The 16,337-nt window shown below is 65.2% G+C and carries 14 protein-coding genes and 1 riboswitch; of the genes, 4 read left to right on the top strand and 10 right to left on the bottom strand.

The window, feature by feature from the left end; all coding sequences use genetic code 11:
• Positions 1-7: 7 nt before the first annotated feature.
• Positions 8-1,516, bottom strand: coding sequence for an AMP nucleosidase (locus tag IEV83_RS09715; RefSeq protein WP_181760189.1), 1,509 nt, complete (start codon positions 1,514-1,516; stop codon positions 8-10).
• Positions 1,517-1,952: 436 nt separating this feature from the next.
• Between IEV83_RS09715 and IEV83_RS09710 the strand changes: the two genes are divergently transcribed.
• Complete coding sequence (locus tag IEV83_RS09710) at positions 1,953-3,095, top strand: site-specific DNA-methyltransferase (protein ID WP_181760190.1); 1,143 nt, start codon at positions 1,953-1,955, stop codon at positions 3,093-3,095.
• Positions 3,096-3,288: 193 nt separating this feature from the next.
• On the opposite strand, the gene gcvPB is transcribed toward IEV83_RS09710, so the two are convergent.
• The 7 genes from gcvPB to IEV83_RS09675 all read right to left on the bottom strand — a co-directional run bounded on the left by gcvPB (position 3,289) and on the right by IEV83_RS09675 (position 9,866).
• On the bottom strand, positions 3,289-4,881 hold the full coding sequence (gcvPB, locus tag IEV83_RS09705; protein WP_181760191.1) for an aminomethyl-transferring glycine dehydrogenase subunit GcvPB: 1,593 nt from the start codon (positions 4,879-4,881) through the stop codon (positions 3,289-3,291).
• Positions 4,882-4,890: 9 nt separating this feature from the next.
• A complete protein-coding gene (locus tag IEV83_RS09700) occupies positions 4,891-5,364 on the bottom strand; it encodes a hypothetical protein (RefSeq protein ID WP_181760192.1) in 474 nt (157 codons plus the stop codon).
• Complete coding sequence (gene gcvPA / locus IEV83_RS09695; protein ID WP_181760193.1) at positions 5,364-6,707, bottom strand: aminomethyl-transferring glycine dehydrogenase subunit GcvPA; 1,344 nt, start codon at positions 6,705-6,707, stop codon at positions 5,364-5,366. Before gcvPA ends, IEV83_RS09700 begins: the two co-directional genes overlap by 1 nt.
• A gap of 19 nt (positions 6,708-6,726) precedes the next feature.
• Positions 6,727-7,206, bottom strand: a complete 480-nt coding sequence (locus IEV83_RS09690) for an OsmC family protein (protein ID WP_181760194.1) — start codon at positions 7,204-7,206, stop codon at positions 6,727-6,729.
• A 5-nt stretch (positions 7,207-7,211) separates the two neighbouring features.
• Positions 7,212-7,583, bottom strand: a complete 372-nt coding sequence (gene gcvH / locus IEV83_RS09685; protein WP_181760195.1) for a glycine cleavage system protein GcvH — start codon at positions 7,581-7,583, stop codon at positions 7,212-7,214.
• Positions 7,584-7,631: 48 nt separating this feature from the next.
• The gene (gene gcvT, locus IEV83_RS09680) at positions 7,632-8,780 is read right to left on the bottom strand and encodes a glycine cleavage system aminomethyltransferase GcvT (protein ID WP_181760196.1); all 1,149 of its coding nucleotides are present in this window, start codon (positions 8,778-8,780) and stop codon (positions 7,632-7,634) included.
• A 189-nt stretch (positions 8,781-8,969) separates the two neighbouring features.
• Positions 8,970-9,062, bottom strand: a riboswitch (glycine riboswitch).
• A gap of 210 nt (positions 9,063-9,272) precedes the next feature.
• Positions 9,273-9,866 (bottom strand): hypothetical protein, encoded by a 594-nt coding sequence (locus IEV83_RS09675; RefSeq protein ID WP_181760197.1) that lies wholly within the window; start codon positions 9,864-9,866, stop codon positions 9,273-9,275.
• 167 nt (positions 9,867-10,033) lie between these two features.
• Here IEV83_RS09675 and ispH point away from each other — a divergent pair, with 167 nt between their 5' ends.
• The 3 genes from ispH (at position 10,034) to rnhA (ending at position 12,535) form a co-directional block, all read left to right on the top strand.
• On the top strand, positions 10,034-11,026 hold the full coding sequence (ispH, locus tag IEV83_RS09670) for a 4-hydroxy-3-methylbut-2-enyl diphosphate reductase (RefSeq protein WP_181760198.1): 993 nt from the start codon (positions 10,034-10,036) through the stop codon (positions 11,024-11,026).
• A gap of 5 nt (positions 11,027-11,031) precedes the next feature.
• Positions 11,032-11,997, top strand: a complete 966-nt coding sequence (locus IEV83_RS09665) for a homoserine kinase (RefSeq protein ID WP_181760199.1) — start codon at positions 11,032-11,034, stop codon at positions 11,995-11,997.
• Between the two features lie 64 nt (positions 11,998-12,061).
• Positions 12,062-12,535, top strand: a complete 474-nt coding sequence (gene rnhA / locus IEV83_RS09660; RefSeq protein ID WP_181760200.1) for a ribonuclease HI — start codon at positions 12,062-12,064, stop codon at positions 12,533-12,535.
• 84 nt (positions 12,536-12,619) lie between these two features.
• Here rnhA and IEV83_RS09655 read toward each other — a convergent pair whose 3' ends face one another.
• Both IEV83_RS09655 and IEV83_RS09650 read right to left on the bottom strand, forming a co-directional pair.
• Positions 12,620-15,547: an EAL domain-containing protein gene (locus IEV83_RS09655; RefSeq protein ID WP_209003342.1), complete on the bottom strand. Its 2,928-nt coding sequence runs from the start codon at positions 15,545-15,547 to the stop codon at positions 12,620-12,622.
• 10 nt (positions 15,548-15,557) lie between these two features.
• The gene (locus IEV83_RS09650; protein ID WP_181760202.1) at positions 15,558-16,235 is read right to left on the bottom strand and encodes a GNAT family N-acetyltransferase; all 678 of its coding nucleotides are present in this window, start codon (positions 16,233-16,235) and stop codon (positions 15,558-15,560) included.
• Positions 16,236-16,337 lie beyond the last annotated feature (102 nt).

The raw sequence follows: 16,337 nt of genomic DNA, 5'->3' as shown, positions 1-16,337 counted from the left end.
GCCGCCTCTACTGGAACGCGGTCTCGGCGAAGCTGCGCAATTTGCGCGAATGCAGCCGTTCGCGCGGCATCGCCCTCAGCTTTTCCATGCTGAGGATGCCGATCCGAAGGTGCTGCGCCACCTGCCGCTTGTAGAACTCGGTCGCCATGCCCGGCAGCTTCAACTCTCCGTGCAGCGGCTTGTCGGAGACGCACAAAAGCGTTCCGTAGGGCACCCGGAAGCGGAAGCCATTGGCGGCGATGGTGGCCGATTCCATGTCGAGCGCGATCGCCCGCGACTGTGAGAACCGCTGTACCGGCTCGCGGTGATCGCGCAGTTCCCAGTTGCGATTGTCGATCGAGGCGACGGTGCCGGTGCGCATCACCCGCTTCAACTCGTAGCCGGCATAGCCGGTGACCTCCTCCACCGCCTTTTCCAGCGCCACCTGAATTTCCGCCAGTGGCGGGATCGGCACCCAGGCCGGCAGGTCGGCATCGAGCACATGGTCCTCGCGCACATAGCCATGGGCCAGCACATAGTCACCCAGTTGCTGGCTGTTGCGCAGGCCCGCGCAGTGGCCAAGCATCAGCCAGGCATGGGGCCGCAGCACCGCCACATGATCGGTGATGGTCTTGGCGTTGGATGGCCCGACACCGATGTTGATCATGGTGATGCCGGACTGGTCCGCACGGACCAGATGATAAGCCGGCATCTGCGGCAGCCGCGCCGGCCGCTCGCCTTCCGCCGGCCCCGCCTCCCCGGCATGGGTGATAACGTTGCCCGGCTCGACAAAACGGCAATAGCCGCTCTCCGGGTCGGCGAGCAGGTCCTTCGCCAACCGGCAGAACTCATCCATGTAGAACTGGTAGTTGGTCAGGATCACGTAGTTCTGGAAATGCTCGGCGGCGGTGGCGGTGTAATGCTGCAGCCGGTGCAGCGAATAGTCGACGCGCGGCGCGGTGAAGGGGGCCAGCGGGCGCGGCGTCCCCGCCGGCGCCTCGAAGGTGCCGTTGACGATGGCGTCGTCCAGCACCGACAGGTCCGGCAGGTCGAACACATCGGCCAAGGGCCGTTGCAGGGTGTCGGCGACGCCCTCCACATGGGTGCCGTCGTAGAAGGCGAAATGCAGCGGGATCGGCAGATCGCCGACGCCGACCTCAACGGACACGTCGTGATTGCGGATCAACAGTTCGATCTGCTCGTGCAGATAGTCGGTGAACAGATCCGGCCGGGTGATCGAGGTCGAATGCACCCCCGGACCGGAGACAAAGCCATAGGCCAGCCGGCTGTCGAGCCGGGCATGGGTGGCCGTTTCCAGCCGCACCTCCGGATAGCAGGCGCGCACCCGCCCCTCCGGCAGCTCACCATTGACGAAGCGCTGGAAGGCCTCGCGCAGGAAAGCGGTGTTTTCCTCGAACAGCTTGCGCAGATGGGCCACGGCGAGATCCGCGTCGCGGAACGACAGATGCGGCCGGTGAGGCGGCGTGAATTCGGTGATTGGTCCCTCGTCGATCCGGCTCTCTGCTACACCTGTCATGCACTCACCTTTCCTGGCTTTTCTCTGGTCCTTGTCGCGTCTCGTCCACCAGCCTCGTCGCACGAATGGGCGACATGGTGACCATTCACCTGCAGTTTGAAATTTTTTTCAAGCCGCGAGACGTTTTTTATCGAACCGGCCTGCGAGCGAGCGCCCGGCGAAGACCGTTAACACTTGTGCGCGGCAGGTCTTGCAATTCGCAACTGCGCGCCTCGGCCGGCTGAGAAAAGTCGATGGGGCACAGCCCGTTAGGCAGGTTTTGCCGTGAACGCCGGTTGTAACGCGCGTTAACGAAGCGAAGCAGCGGCGCCCTCCGGGTCGCGACATGGTAAACAATACCTTGATTCTCAAAAGGTTTTTTCTTCAGGCGCTTAACTCCTGATTTACCAAGCCCGGTAACCATGATGCTCGTAATTGCGTGAGGTAATGCGTCGCAATGAGTGTACAGCGTAAAGGGGTGCCCGCGGTGGCACCCCGCTTCTCAGATCTCGCTGGCGATCAGCCGGCATGGATGGACTCGATCCTCAAGGGGGATTGCGTGGCCGCGCTTGAGCGGCTGCCCAAGAACTCGGTCGACCTCGTCTTTGCCGACCCGCCCTACAACCTGCAGCTCGGCGGCGACCTGCTGCGGCCCGATCAGTCGAAGGTGGACGCCTGCGACGATCACTGGGACCAGTTCGCCAGCTTCGAGGCCTATGACGCCTTCACAAGGGCGTGGCTGATGGCCGTGCGCCGGGTGCTGAAGCCCGATGGCGGCATCTGGGTGATCGGCTCCTATCACAACATCTTCCGGGTCGGCAGCATCCTTCAGGATCTCGGCTTCTGGATCCTCAACGATGTTGTGTGGCTGAAGTCGAACCCGATGCCGAATTTTCGCGGCAAGCGGTTCACCAACGCCCATGAGACCCTGATCTGGGCCTCACCGTCGAAGGACGCCAAATACACCTTCAACTATGAAGCGTTGAAGACGTTCAACGACGACCTGCAAATGCGGTCGGACTGGCATCTGCCACTGTGCACGGGCGCTGAACGGCTGAAGGACGCGGAGGGACAGAAGGTCCATCCGACGCAGAAGCCGGAGTCCCTGCTCTATCGGGTGCTGCTGTCCTCCTCCAAGCCGGGAGACGTGGTGCTCGATCCCTTCTTCGGAACGGGAACCACCGGTGCGGTGGCAAAGAAGCTCGGGCGGCATTTCGTCGGGGTGGAGCGCGAGCAGGCCTATATCGATGCCGCCACGGCGCGCATCGCTGAGGTCGAACCGGCGGCCCCGGCCTCCCTCAGCGTGACCAAGGGCAAGCGCGCCGCCCCGCGTGTGCCGTTCGGCAACCTGCTGGAAGCCGGCCTGTTGCATCCCGGTGCGACGCTCACCTGTCCGAAGGGTAAGTTCAAGGCCTCGGTACGGGCCGACGGGTCGCTGGCCAGCGGCGAGCACACCGGCTCGATCCATAAGGTCGGCGCGCTGCTGCAGGGCCAGGATGCCTGCAACGGCTGGACCTACTGGCACATTGAACAAAATGGTGCCAAGGTACCGATCGACGCGCTGCGGCAGATCTTCCGGCTGCGCCGTCCCGCCGCCTGACCTGCGAGTTTTTCAAAGCGTTCCCCGCGCATCGTTCCCGCCTCCGTCCGGACAAACCGGACGGGGGCGGTTTCGCGTGGGCGTGCCCCGGCCCAAGCCGTTTCGCCAGCCCCCTTACCTGCACATAAAAAGACACCCGGCGCAGCAACCACACCGGGTGTCCTGTCTCACGTGACCGGCTCAGTCCGCCGACCTACTCGGCCGCTTGCGGCTGCACCTCGCTGGCGGCCGGACGCTGCCACTTCAGCACCGGCTTGCGCGCCGCCCGGGTTTCGTCGAGGCGGGCCCGCGGCGCATGGAACGGCGCTCCCTTGAAGCGACCGGTCTCGCCCCGCTGCGCGCTCATCACCAGATCGCGCATGGTGGCGATGAACAGATCGAGCGCGGCGCGGCTTTCCGATTCCGTCGGCTCGATCAGCATCGCGCCATGGACGACCAGCGGGAAGTACATGGTCATCGGATGGTAGCCCTCGTCGATCATCGCCTTGGCGAAATCGAGGGTGGTCACACCGGTATCCTTGAGGAAACTGTCGTCGAACAGCACCTCATGCATGCACCAGCGCGAGCCGAACGGCAGGCTCATCAGGTCCTCAAGGCCGACACGCACATAATTGGCGTTGAGCACCGCGTCTTCCGACGCCTGGCGCAGGCCGTCGGCACCGTGGCTCTTCATGTAGGCGAGCGCCCGCACATACATGCCCATCTGGCCGTGGAAGGCGGTCATCCGGCCGAACGGCTGCTCGCCGTCCTGGAGCTCCGCCTCGCTCTCGATCCACTCCGGCCCGTCCGGCCCTTTGCGCAGGAACGGCAGCGGCGCGAAGGGCGCCAGACGCTCCGACAACACCACTGGGCCAGAGCCCGGACCGCCACCGCCATGAGGCGTGGAGAAGGTCTTGTGCAGGTTGATATGCATGGCATCGACGCCGAGATCCCCGGGCCGGGCCTTGCCGACGATGGCGTTGAAATTGGCGCCATCGCAGTAGAAGTAGCCATCCGCCGCATGGATCGCCTCGGCAATGGCGATGATGTCCCGCTCGAACAGCCCGCAGGTGTTCGGGTTGGTCAGCATGATGCCGGCGACATTTCCCGCGTGTTCAGCGATCCGGTCCTGCACCGCCTGGGTGTCGACCGTGCCATCCTCACGCGCCTCGATGGACACCACCTTGTAACCGAGCAGCGCCGCCGTCGCCGGGTTGGTGCCATGGGCCGATTCCGGCACCAGCACCACCTTGGGATCACGGCCGGCGGCGGTGTGTGCCGCCTTGATCGCCATCATGCCGCACAGCTCGCCATGGGCGCCGGCCTTGGGGCTCATCGCCACCGCTTCCATGCCGGTCAGGGTCACCAGCCAATGGGCCAGTTCGGCGATCATCTCCACCGCGCCGGTTACCGTGGAGCGCGGCTGCAGCGGGTGAACGTCAGCAAAGCCCGGAAGCCGCGCCATCTTCTCGTTAAGACGCGGATTGTGCTTCATGGTGCAGGAGCCGAGCGGATAGAGCCCGGCGTCGATGGCGTAGTTCTTCGACGACAGGCGCACATAGTGGCGCATCGCCTCCGGCTCGGTCAGGGCCGGCAGGTCCAGTTCGGCGCGGCGGGCATGGCCGCCAAGCGCCGGAACGAAGTCCTCCGGCTCCTCAAGGTCCACACCGCAGACGTCGTTGCGGCCGATCTCGAAGATCAGCGCCTCTTCCATCTGCAGCGCCTTGTTGCCGGTGAAGGTCTCATGCGCCGCAGTGCCGCCGGCCTCTGTCGGCGCGGACGGCCGTCCTTGCGTGTTCATGCTCATGCCAGCACCTCAGATTCCTTCCAGGGGATCGTAGTCTTGAATGACGCGACCGTGCCCAAAATCACTAGAATTCTGGTGGAATGGATTTTTGTAAACACTTCCGCACGCATGACACTTCAATCTATGCCCGCCAAACTCGACATCCTCAACAATACTAATTACCCGCCTATCATGCTCAACACACCTTGGACACTTAGCATTGGCTTTTAAAACCTCGCCATCATAGAAAAGCTCACCCTGCTTCGTCAGCCCATCTATTCTGATAGAAGAGTTTCTTAGCCTCTCAATTTCTTGAGATTTTTCATATAATTCAGATTTGGCTTCGCTGAGTGCAACCTTGGCATCTGACAAAGCCGCTATCACTTCCGCCATCTTGAGTTTGAGGTCACTTTTTTGGAGTTCCGCATTTATTTCAAATATGTGCTTTGCAATTCTCAGAGCACTAGAAACTCCTGCGACCGCCGCCGTCAAACCGTCAACCATCACAGCACCTCCTTCAGCGCCGTAACGAAGGCCGCCCGGTCCTCGTCGCTGTTGACCTCGCTCGCGGCCACCAGAAGCAGGGGCTCAAGCTCCGCCTGGCCGGGCTCCAGCCGCGACACCGGCACACCGCCGAGCACGCCGCGCTTGGCCAGTTCCTCGACCACCTCGGCCGCGGGCTTGGGCAGCTTCACCGTGAATTCGTTGAAGAACGTGTCGTTCAGCACCGACACCCCCGGCACCTCTTCCAGCGCCGCCTTCAGCTTCACCGCGCTGGCGTGGTTGATGCGCGCCAGCGTCGCCAGACCATTTCCGCCCAAAAGCGTCATGTGAATGGTGAAGGCCAGGCAGCACAGCCCGGAGTTGGTGCAGATGTTCGACGTCGCCTTGTCGCGGCGGATATGCTGCTCGCGGGTGGAGAGCGTCAGCACATAGCCGCGCTTGCCATTGGCATCGACGGTCTCACCGCAGAGCCGGCCCGGCATCTGCCGGATGAACTTCTGCCGCGTGGCGAACAGCCCCACATAGGGACCGCCGAAATTGAGGCCGTTGCCGATGGACTGGCCCTCGCCGACGACGATATCGGCGCCTTGCGCGCCCGGCGGCTCGATCAGGCCGAGCGACACCACCTCGGTGCAGACGGCGATCAGCAGCGCCCCATGGGCATGGGCCTTCTCGGCAATCGGCTTGAGGTCGACCAACTGGCCGTAGAAATTGGGCGACTGGACGACGACGCAGGAGGTCTCGTCATCGATTGCGGCGAGGATATCCTCCGTCCCGGTCGGATCGGCCGCAAGGCTGACCACCCGGTCGCCGGCCATCTCGCTGAGCCCCTCGGTCACAGCACGGTACTGCGGGTGCAGGCCGCCGGACAACACCGCCTTGTTGCGCCGGGTGACCCGGTGGGCCATCAGCACCGCCTCGGCGGTGGCCGTCGAGCCGTCATACATGGAGGCATTGGCCACCTCCATGCCGGTCAGGGCGGCGACCTGGGTCTGGAACTCGAACAGGTACTGCAGCGTGCCTTGCGTCACCTCCGGCTGATACGGCGTATAGGAGGTGAGAAACTCGGAGCGCTGGATCAGGTGATCGACGCTGGCCGGCACGTGATGCTTGTAGGCGCCGGCGCCGACGAAGAACGGCACCGAGGAAGCCGCCACGTTCTTCGCGGCCATGCGCGCCATGTCGCGTTCGACCGCGAATTCGCTCTGGTGCAGCGGCAGGTCGAGCAGACCGTCCAGCCGGGCACTTTCGGGAATATCGGCAAAAATCTCGTTGATGTCCGAAACACCGACACGGGCGCGCATATCGGCGCGGTCGGTATCGGAAAGCGGCAGATACCGCATCCTGTGCTCCTTTGTGATCTCAGGCGAGGATCGACGGGCGCGCGGCCAGTTCGATCTCGCTCGTCACGGAATTGGCGATGAAACACGCCTCATGGGCCCGGTGGTGGAGATGCGCGACCCGCGCAGCCTCCGGCAATTCGGTGCCGCCAAAGGTAACCTCGGGCCGCAGGATGACGCGGGTGACCGCCATCTTGCCGGGGGCAATTCGCTCCATCACCCCTTCGGCTTCATCCCGATAGGCCTTGACGTCCAGACCGTCGCGGCGGGCCAGATCGAGGAACCACAGCATGTGGCAGCTCGACAGCGCCGCGACGAAGCCTTCTTCCGGATCGACGGCGGCTTCAATGGACTGGGGCAGCGGCACCATTGACGGCGAGGAGGAGGCAAGCACCTGCACTCCGCCATCGAACGACCAGTGGTGCCCACGCGAATAGGCATTGGCCGCGAAGTCGCCCTCGCAGGTCCAGGTGATCTCCGCCTGATAGAGGTGCCGGGCCATGGTCTTTAAAGACCTTCCAGGTGAGCTTTGTAGGCGTCCGCGTCCATCATGCCGTCGAGCTGGCTCTTGTCGCTCATGCGGATCTTGACGAACCAGGCGGCGCCTTCCGGATCCTCGTTGACCTTGCCCGGCTCATCGGCAAGGGCGGTGTTGGCCTCGACGATCTCGCCATCGAGCGGGGCGAAGACCTCGGACGCGGCCTTGACGCTTTCCACCACGGCGGCTTCATCGCCCTTGGCGACGGTCTTGCCGGCATCGGGCAGTTCGACGAACACCACATCGCCAAGCTGTTCCTGGGCGTAGTTGGTGATGCCGACGGTGGCGACATCGCCCTCGACGGTGATCCATTCGTGGTCTTCGGTGTAACGGGTGGTCATGGCAATCTCCCAGATGCTCCGGACGGGCGCGCCGTCCCGGTTAAGGTGTCAGGATTTCGGTTTGCGGTAGTAGCGCTGCGGCACGAAGGGCATGTCGGCAACGGTAGCGGGCAATTCACGCCCGCGCACCACCAGAACGAGGGCAGTGCCCGGCGCCGCATGGGCGGCATCGACATACCCCATGGCAATCGGCGCCCCGAGCGTCGGCGCGAAGCCGCCGGAGGTGACGGTGCCGACGACCGTGCCGCTGGCGTCGCGGATTTCCGCGCCCTCGCGCGCCGGTGCCCGGCCTTCCGGCCGCAGGCCGACACGCACACGCTTCGGGCCTGCTTCCAGCTCCGACAGGATCCGGTCCGCGCCGGGGAAGTCTCCCGCTTCCTTGCGCCGCTTCTGCAAGACGAAGGTGATGGCGCCCTCGACCGGCGAGGTCGTCTCGTCGATGTCATGACCGTAAAGGCAGAGCCCGGCCTCAAGGCGCAGCGAATCGCGGGCGCCGAGACCGATCGGCTGGACCCGCTCATCAGCGAGCAGTGCCCGGGCGATCGCCTCGGCTGCTCCGGCGGGAACGGACAGCTCATAGCCATCCTCGCCGGTGTAGCCGCAGCGCGAGACGTGACAGGCGATGCCGTCGAACTCCATCGGCGCGGCGGCCATGAAAGCCAGTTCCGCCGCCTGAGGCGCATGGGCAGCGACCACGGCGGCGGCCTGCGGTCCCTGAACGGCGATCAGTGCGCGGTCCTCGATCGGCTCCAGCCGGACATTGTCCGGCAGGGCAGCGCGGATGAAGTCGTAATCCACCGCCTTGCGCGAGGCATTGACCACCAGGAACAGCCGGCCGTCCGCGGCCTCCGAGACAGGCCGGGTCACCATCAGATCGTCGATGATGCCGCCTTCGTCGTTCAGAAGCACCGAATAGCGCTGCCGGCCGTGCTTCAGGTTCAAGATGTCGGAGGGGACGATCCGCTCCAGCGCCCGGGCGGTGGTCTCGTGATCGGGGCCGACCAGATAGGCCTGACCCATGTGCGAGACATCGAACAGACCGGCGGCTTCGCGGGTGTGGGTATGCTCGGCGATGATGCCGGCGGGAAACTGTACCGGCATCTCGTAGCCGGCGAAGGGAACGAGGCGCGCGCCCAGCTCCCGATGCAGGTCGGTCAGCGGTGTCGACAGAAGGGGAGCGTCGGTCTCAAGGGTCATGTCAGGCGTCCTGGCTCACGAGTGCGGCGACGCGAACACATCCGTGCTCACGCGCCCCCTCTGTCCCGACAACCTGAGAGATTTCCCGCCCTGCGGCTGGATCGCGCGCTGCGCGATGCCGTCCGGCGGTTACTCCTTCGGTGAGCCCGGCCGGTCCAATGTCCCGGTCGCACTGCTTTCCAGAGCGTTGCTTGGCCTGCGGTCCTTTGGCCTGAGAGTTTCCGGGGCGGTTGCTCCTTCGGCGCCGGAGCTTGTCGCCCCGGTCTCTCCCGCAGAACATGATTTCATCTTCTCACCGCATCGCCGCCGAGGCTCTGCCGCAGGAAAATGAAAAAGCGGCGCACAACGAAAACGCCGCCTTCAATCTCCATACACTCTCGCCGGACCGGCAGGAAGTGTCAATCGCCCTGGCTGGCCTCCATCGACACTGGCGACCGGGGCCAGGAAAGCCCGCCGATTCCGGCCGGTTTCGCTCCCGGCCGGCGCCTGTCCTCAGCGGCGGCGCTTCTTGTCGGTCAGCGCGATCTGCACCTTGATCGAGCGATCCTGGGGAATCACCAGCCCCTGTTCGACCAGCGCCCATTGCTCGGCCGGCGCCCCCTCACCCACGGTGACCGGGACGGTGAACATCTTCACCTCCGACTTGCCGCCCTCATCGGAGAGCGGTGCATAGGTCACCCGAATGGGCAGCAGGATCTCCCCGCCCTTCCACGCCGGCCCCGGCGTGACACGGCCGGAAACGCCAAGGGTCATCTTCACCTCGCCGCCCTCGCGGCGGCATTTGCGCGCCCATTTCTCAAGGCTTGCCTGATAACGCAGCCCGCGCGGGTCGTTGTCCTTGCCGCGCGCGTAGTTCGCGGTCAGGTAGTTGCCCGCCTCCACCTCCAGCGGCGGACAGGGCACTTCCTTGGCAAAGATCGCCGGATCGACGTCGACCACCCCTTTTCCGGCGGCATTGCCGGACACGATGGTCTTGGAGACATCGCCGCCCAGCGACAGCCCATCACCGCCGCAAGCGGCCAGCGCCAGCGTGAGGGAGAGCACTGCCATGGAGGAGCCAAGGCGAACCATCGCGGCCTGTCGCATTCGATCGTTTCCCAATTCGTTCACATTGCCCATGTATCGACAGCGCCCGTCTATATCAGGCACATGAGCACTTGGCGAGCGGTGTCCGCCCTTGACAGGGCGGGCGGGCAAATCTCTATTGCCGGAAACTTCGACACCGGCGGAACGATACGCAAGGGGATCCGGTCTTGGCTTCGACACCGCAGCACACGGGGGCACCGCGCCCTCCCCTCAACGTGCTCCTGTGCGCGCCGCGCGGCTTTTGCGCCGGCGTCGACCGCGCCGTGCAGATCGTGGAACTGGCGCTGGAGCGCTTCGGCGCGCCGGTCTACGTCCGCCACGAGATCGTGCACAACAAGTTCGTGGTGGAAAGCCTGAAGGCCAAGGGCGCGGTGTTCATCGAGGAACTGGACGAGATCCCGGAAACGGACATCGACCGGCCGGTGGTGTTCTCCGCCCATGGGGTGCCCAAGTCCGTGCCCGAGGCGGCCCGTTCGCGCGCCATGTTCTACCTCGACGCGACCTGCCCGCTGGTCTCCAAGGTGCACAAGGAAGCCGAGCTGCACCACCGCCGCGGCCGGGAGATCATTCTCATCGGCCATGCCGGCCATCCGGAGGTGATCGGCACCATGGGCCAGTTGCCCGAAGGCGCCGTGCGCCTGGTGGAAACGGTGGAGGACGCGCGGACTTTCGTCCCCGGCGGGGAAAAGCCGCTGGCCTGGATCACCCAGACAACCCTTTCGGTCGACGACACCCGTGCCATCGTCGAAGTGTTGACCGAGCGCTTCCCCGACATCGTCGCCCCGCACAAGGACGATATCTGCTACGCCACCACCAACCGCCAGGAAGCGGTCAAGGCGGTGGCCCCCATGGTCGATGCCATGCTGGTGGTCGGCGCGCCGAACTCCTCCAATTCGCAGCGTTTGCGGGAAGTGGCCGAGCGGGCCGGCTGTCCGGTCTCGATCCTGGTGCAGCGGGCCAGCGATATTCCCTGGCACGCCCTGCCGCCGCTTGGCCGGCTGGGCATCACCGCCGGCGCCTCGGCCCCGGAAGTGCTGGTGGAAGAGATCATCGCCGCCTTCGCCGAGCGCTATGAGGTAAAGGTGGACAGTGTGCGCACGGCGGAGGAGACCATCTCCTTCAACCTGCCGCGCGCCTTGCGTGACATGGCGGCCGAATAAGCATCATGGCAGTCTATACCGACGTTTCCGACGAGGAGCTCGCCGCCTTCGTCGCGCAATACGACATTGGCGGCGTCCTGGCCTGCAAGGGGATCGCGGAAGGGGTCGAGAACTCCAACTTCCTGCTGCACACCCAGAAGGGCTATTTCATCCTCACGCTCTATGAGAAGCGGGTGGAGCGGTCCGATCTGCCGTTCTTCCTGGAGCTGATGAAGCATCTTGCCGCGCGCGGCATCTCCTGCCCGACCCCGGTGGCCAGCCGCGAGGGCGCCATGCTGGGCGAGTTGGCGGGCCGACCGGCGGCGATCATCGGCTTTCTCGATGGCATGTGGGTGCGCCGGCCGAAGCGCGTGCATTGTGCCGCGCTCGGCGAGGCACTTGCCCATTTCCATCTCGCCGGCAGCGACTTCACCATGTGCCGCCCGAATGCCCTGTCCGTCGAAAGCTGGCGGCCGCTGGCTGCCGGATCTCTGGACGAGGCGGACAGCATCGCCGAAGGGCTTGGCGCGGAGCTTGTCGCCGAGCTCGATCATCTGGAGGCCCATTGGCCGAAGGGGCTGCCTTCCGGGGTCATCCATGCGGATCTCTTCCCGGACAATGTGTTCTTCATCGGCGACCGGCTGTCGGGGCTGATCGACTTCTACTTCGCCTGCAATGATGCCTTCGCCTATGACGTGGCGATCTGCCTCAATGCCTGGTGCTTCGAGCCGGACCTGTCGTTCAACGTCACCAAGGCACGGGCCCTGCTGGACGGCTACACCACTGTCCGCCCCTTCACCCCGGCCGAGTTCGACAGCCTGCCGCTCTTGGCACGCGGCGCGGCGCTGCGCTTCCTGCTGACCCGGCTGCACGATTGGCTGCGGGTGCCGGAAGGAGCGCTGGTCACGCCGAAGGATCCGCGCGAATATCTGAAGAAACTGCGGTTTCACCAGAGCGTCGGCTCATCGAGCGACTACGGTCTCGATCACTGACATCCGCACCAGACAGCTCGATGGGAGCCAACACGGCCCCTCTCGCATTTTTACAAGGGACAGCATGAGCAAGGTCATCATCCACACCGACGGCGCGTGCTCGGGCAATCCCGGCCCCGGCGGCTGGGGCGCCTTGCTGCGTTTCGGCGAACATGAGCGGGAGCTTTGCGGCGGCGCGCGCGAGACCACCAACAACCGGATGGAACTGACCGCCGCCATTGAGGCACTGGAGGCGCTGAAACGCCCGTGCACGGTCGAGCTCCACACCGACAGCACCTATGTGCGCAACGGCATCACCCAGTGGCTGGCCAACTGGAAGCGCCGCGACTGGCGCACCTCTGACAAGAAGCCGGTGAAGAACGCGGATCTGTGGCAGCGGCTCGACGCGGCGCGCGGTCGCCACGACGTCTCCTGGCACTGGGTGAAGGGCCACGCCGGCCACGAGGAAAACGAACGGGCCGACGCGCTCGCCCGTGAGGGCATGGCGCCCTACAAGTCCGGAAAATCCACCGGCGCGGGACGCTCCGGCGCGGCCTGACCTAGCAAGGCCCCAACCCGACGCGTTCCCCGACCGCGAGGCACCGGCAACGGTGCCCTCGCCGATCCCGCCGCTTTGTCAGCTTCAGCCGTGCAGGCTGGCCATTTCCGCTTCCAGCAGCTTGGTTGCCTGGGCCGCCTCCATCGGCTGGCCGAACAGGAAGCCTTGCGCGTATTCGCAGCCGAGTTGATGCAGCTCGAGCGAGTCGGATTCGCTCTCCGCCCCTTCGGCCACCACCTGCATGCCCAGATCGTGACCAAGGGCAATGATGGAGCGCAGGATCACCGGGCGGGCGCTGCGCCCGTTCGGCCGCACGAAGGACTGATCGACCTTGATGGTGTCGAAGCGGAAGCGCTGCAGATAGCTGAGCGAGGAATAGCCCGTACCGAAGTCGTCGAGGGAGAGGCCCGCGCCCAACGCGCGCAGCCGTTCCAGCATCTTCGCCGAATACTCCGGATTGGCCATCACCACGGATTCGGTCAGCTCCAGCTTGAGCGTCCCCGGCGCCAGCGCCGAGCGGGACAGCACCGCCTTGACGTCGTTGATCAGATCGTGCCGCAGCAGTTGCCGCGAGGAAATATTGACGCTGACGAACAGCGGCACCGGCAAGCGGAAATTCGACTGCCAGTCGGAGAGCTGGCGCGCGCCCCGGTCAAGCACGAACATCCCCAGCTCGTTGATCAGGCCGGATTGCTCGGCCACCGGGATGAACTCCAGAGGGGAGATCGCGCCACGGCTCGGGTGGTTCCAGCGGGCCAACACCTCGAAGCCGGCGATCGAACGGTCCGCCAGGCGAACGATCGGCTGGTAGAAGACGGAGATGCCGTCGGTCTTCAGCGCCTTGCGCAGGTCGGCCTCAAGCTCCAGCCGATTGGCCCCCTCGCCCTGCAGGGTCGGGCGGAACACCTCGACCCGGTCGCCGCCCATCCGCTTGGCGTGGTTCATCGCCATGTCGGCCTCGCGAACCTGATCGGCGGCGGAGACCCCCTCGTCCTCATAGATCGCCACGCCCACCGAGGCGGTCAGGAACACTTCCTGGTCGCCGAAGGTGATCGGCGAGCGCACGGCCCGTCGCACCGCATCGGCGAAGGTCGCGACCCGATCCGCCGATTGTTCCGACAGAAGCAGCAGCGCGTAGGTGTCACCGCCAATCCGTGACAGGGCGTCCTGCGGCTTCAACTGCCGCGACAGGCGCCGGGCAATGGTCAGAAGAATGCTGTCGCCGGCGGACAGTCCGATGGAATCATTGACCTGCTTGAACCGATCAAGGTCGATCAACAGCACCGAAGGACGGCCGAGGCCCTCGGCCCTGGCACGGGCCAGCGCCGCCGACAGCCGATCCATGAACAATTCGCGGTTCGGCAGGCCGGTGAGATTGTCATGCACCGCGTCATGCAGCAAACGTTCCTCGGTCACCTTCTGATCGGTGATATCGAGCAGCGTGCCGACGCAGCGGATCACCTCGCCATCCGAGCCGACGATCGGCCGGGCGCGCAGACGGAACCAGCGGAAATGCCCGTCCTCGGAGCGCAGGCGGAAGGCTTGCGAGATCCGGCCCCGGCGCTGGTCGATCACCGCATCCAGGGTGCCGCGGAAGGTATCCCGGTCCTGCGGATGCAGGATGTCGAGCCAGTCGCGGGCCGGTCCTTCCAGGACGCCGTGCTTCAGGCCGAGCAGGTCCTCCACCTCGTTGCCGGTGGAAATCCGGTCCCGGTCGATGTCCCAGTCCCAGATGATGTCGCCAGATCCGGTCTGGGCCAGCGCCCGGCGCTCCACATCGGAAATCAGCCCCTGGGCGATGGCGCCGCCGGCAAAGGCGTGCTGCATCACCGTGAAACCGATCAACAGCACGATCAGCACGAGCCCGCCGGCCAGCGCCGGCTGGACGATGTCATTGGCCAGCGCCCCGGTCACGGTCATCACCGCGCCGACCTCCCAGGCCAGCAGCAGGATCCAGGTCGGCACCAGCATGATCGCCCGGTCATAGCCCTGAACGGCCAGGGCGGCGATCACCGCGAAGCCGAGAATGCCGATGATGCCCAGCGAAATCCGCGCGATGCCGGCGGCGACCGACGGGTCCCAGACGGCAACGCCGAGCAGGCCGAGCACCAGGATCAGGGTCACCAGCGCCAAATGGCTGTAGCGGATGTGCCAGCGGTTGAGATTGAGATAGGCGTAAAGGAAGATGATCAGGCTGGCGGCCAGCGCCACCTCGGCGCAGGCCCGGTAGAGCTGTTCCTCGCCCGGCGTGATCTGCAACACCTTGTTCCAGAAGCCGAAGTCGATGGTCAGGTAGGACAGGACCGACCAGGCCAGAACGGCGGTCGCCGGGAACATGATCGTTCCCTTGACCACGAACAGGATGGTCAGAAACAGCGCCAGAAGGCCGGAAATGCCAAGGATGATGCCCCGGTAGAGGGTGTAGGCGTTGACCGTGTCCTTGTAGACATCCGGCTCCCACAGGCGGATCTGCGGCAGCGCATCGCTGCGCATTTCCACCACGTAGGTGACCACCGCCCCGGGATCGAGCGTCACCAGGAAGACATCCGCCTCCTGGCTCGACTGACGCTCCGGCGCGATGCCCTGGCTCGGGGTGATCGAGGCGATGCGCGAGGAACCGAGATCCGGCCAGATCAGGTGAGAGCCGACAAGCTGGAAAAACGGCGCGACGATCAGCCGGTCGATCTGTTCATCGCCCGGATTGGACAGAGCGAAGACGGCCCAGCTGGTGTTGGCGCTGTCGCGGGAATTGACCTCGATCCGCCGCACGATGCCGTCGGCGCCCGGCGCCGTGGACACCTGAAGCTGCGGTCCCGCGCCCGGGTAGAGTTCGACCGCTCCGGTCAGGTCGATCGCATCGGCTGCGGCCGGCACCTCCACCGCCTCCAGCGCCGCGCCCGGCGCGACAAAGGTGAGCCAAGTCAGGAGGGTAACAAACAGCAGACTCAGAACACGCAACCGCACGACCCACTCAATTTCGGCTTTCAAGACGTGCCGGAGACATATCGGCATCGGCACCATCTCACAAGGTTTCTTTCTGGCCGCGCCACGTCATCGTGGCCGCGGAACATATGGAGGCATTGAGCTCCGCGGGCTCCTCCAGACGGCTCCCGGAGGCTTCCGGATCACCGGCCAGTTTCGCGAACAGCAGGTGATCCTGCCACTCGCCGGCGATGCGCAGATACCCGCGCGCGTAGCCTTCTCTCTCAAATCCGGCTTTTTGGAGGAGACGGATCGATGGGCCGTTGTGCGGCAGACAGGCCGCCTCGACCCGGTGCAGGTTCAGATCCGAATAGGCGAAGGCCAACAGCGCGGTCACCGCCCGGCTCATGTAGCCCTGACCGGCATAGGGTTCGCCCATCCAATAGCCCAGCGAACAGGTCTGCGCCACGCCGCGGCGGATGTTGGACAGGGTCGCCCCGCCGAGCAACCGGTCGTCGCCGCTGCGAAAAATGAAGAAGGGAAAGGACCGGTCCTCGCGCATTTCCCGAGCATGACGACGCAGCCGCCGGCGGAACGAGCCCCGCGTCAGTTCATCGCGCGGCCAGAGCGGCTCCCAGGGCTGGAGAAAGTTCCGGCTCTGCTCCCGCAAGCCCGACCATTCGGGAAAGTCTCCCGGCTGGGGCGCGCGCAGCCAGACCCCGTCAGCGAACAATCGCCGTCCGTCTTCCCCACCGCCGAAACCACGCAAGAAGACCATCGCGATCCCCGCCTCGCCCCCGATCCGCCTGCCGTCGCCGGACCGCTGTCCGCGCCCGGCAAATGCCGGGGAACCCACCTACTCTGTCACATCGGCGCCAAG

Source organism: Stappia taiwanensis (assembly GCF_014635285.1).
GTDB lineage: Bacteria > Pseudomonadota > Alphaproteobacteria > Rhizobiales > Stappiaceae > Stappia > Stappia taiwanensis.
This window is presented reverse-complemented; position numbering and strand designations above follow the sequence as displayed.

Excerpts from the sequence above, each read along its gene's own strand:
- IEV83_RS09655 (WP_209003342.1), bottom strand. The coding sequence starts at position 15,547 with ATGCCGATATGTCTCCGGCACGTCTTGAAAGCCGAAATTGAGTGGGTC.
- IEV83_RS09665 (WP_181760199.1), top strand. The coding sequence starts at position 11,032 with ATGGCAGTCTATACCGACGTTTCCGACGAGGAGCTCGCCGCCTTCGTC.
- IEV83_RS09710 (WP_181760190.1), top strand. The coding sequence starts at position 1,953 with ATGAGTGTACAGCGTAAAGGGGTGCCCGCGGTGGCACCCCGCTTCTCA.
- gcvH (WP_181760195.1), bottom strand. The coding sequence starts at position 7,583 with ATGACCACCCGTTACACCGAAGACCACGAATGGATCACCGTCGAGGGC.
- IEV83_RS09675 (WP_181760197.1), bottom strand. The coding sequence starts at position 9,866 with ATGCGACAGGCCGCGATGGTTCGCCTTGGCTCCTCCATGGCAGTGCTC.
- IEV83_RS09715 (WP_181760189.1), bottom strand. The coding sequence starts at position 1,516 with ATGACAGGTGTAGCAGAGAGCCGGATCGACGAGGGACCAATCACCGAA.
- IEV83_RS09650 (WP_181760202.1), bottom strand. The coding sequence starts at position 16,235 with ATGGTCTTCTTGCGTGGTTTCGGCGGTGGGGAAGACGGACGGCGATTG.
- gcvPB (WP_181760191.1), bottom strand. The coding sequence starts at position 4,881 with ATGAGCATGAACACGCAAGGACGGCCGTCCGCGCCGACAGAGGCCGGC.
- gcvT (WP_181760196.1), bottom strand. The coding sequence starts at position 8,780 with ATGACCCTTGAGACCGACGCTCCCCTTCTGTCGACACCGCTGACCGAC.
- gcvPA (WP_181760193.1), bottom strand. The coding sequence starts at position 6,707 with ATGCGGTATCTGCCGCTTTCCGATACCGACCGCGCCGATATGCGCGCC.
- rnhA (WP_181760200.1), top strand. The coding sequence starts at position 12,062 with ATGAGCAAGGTCATCATCCACACCGACGGCGCGTGCTCGGGCAATCCC.
- IEV83_RS09690 (WP_181760194.1), bottom strand. The coding sequence starts at position 7,206 with ATGGCCCGGCACCTCTATCAGGCGGAGATCACCTGGACCTGCGAGGGC.
- IEV83_RS09700 (WP_181760192.1), bottom strand. The coding sequence starts at position 5,364 with ATGGTTGACGGTTTGACGGCGGCGGTCGCAGGAGTTTCTAGTGCTCTG.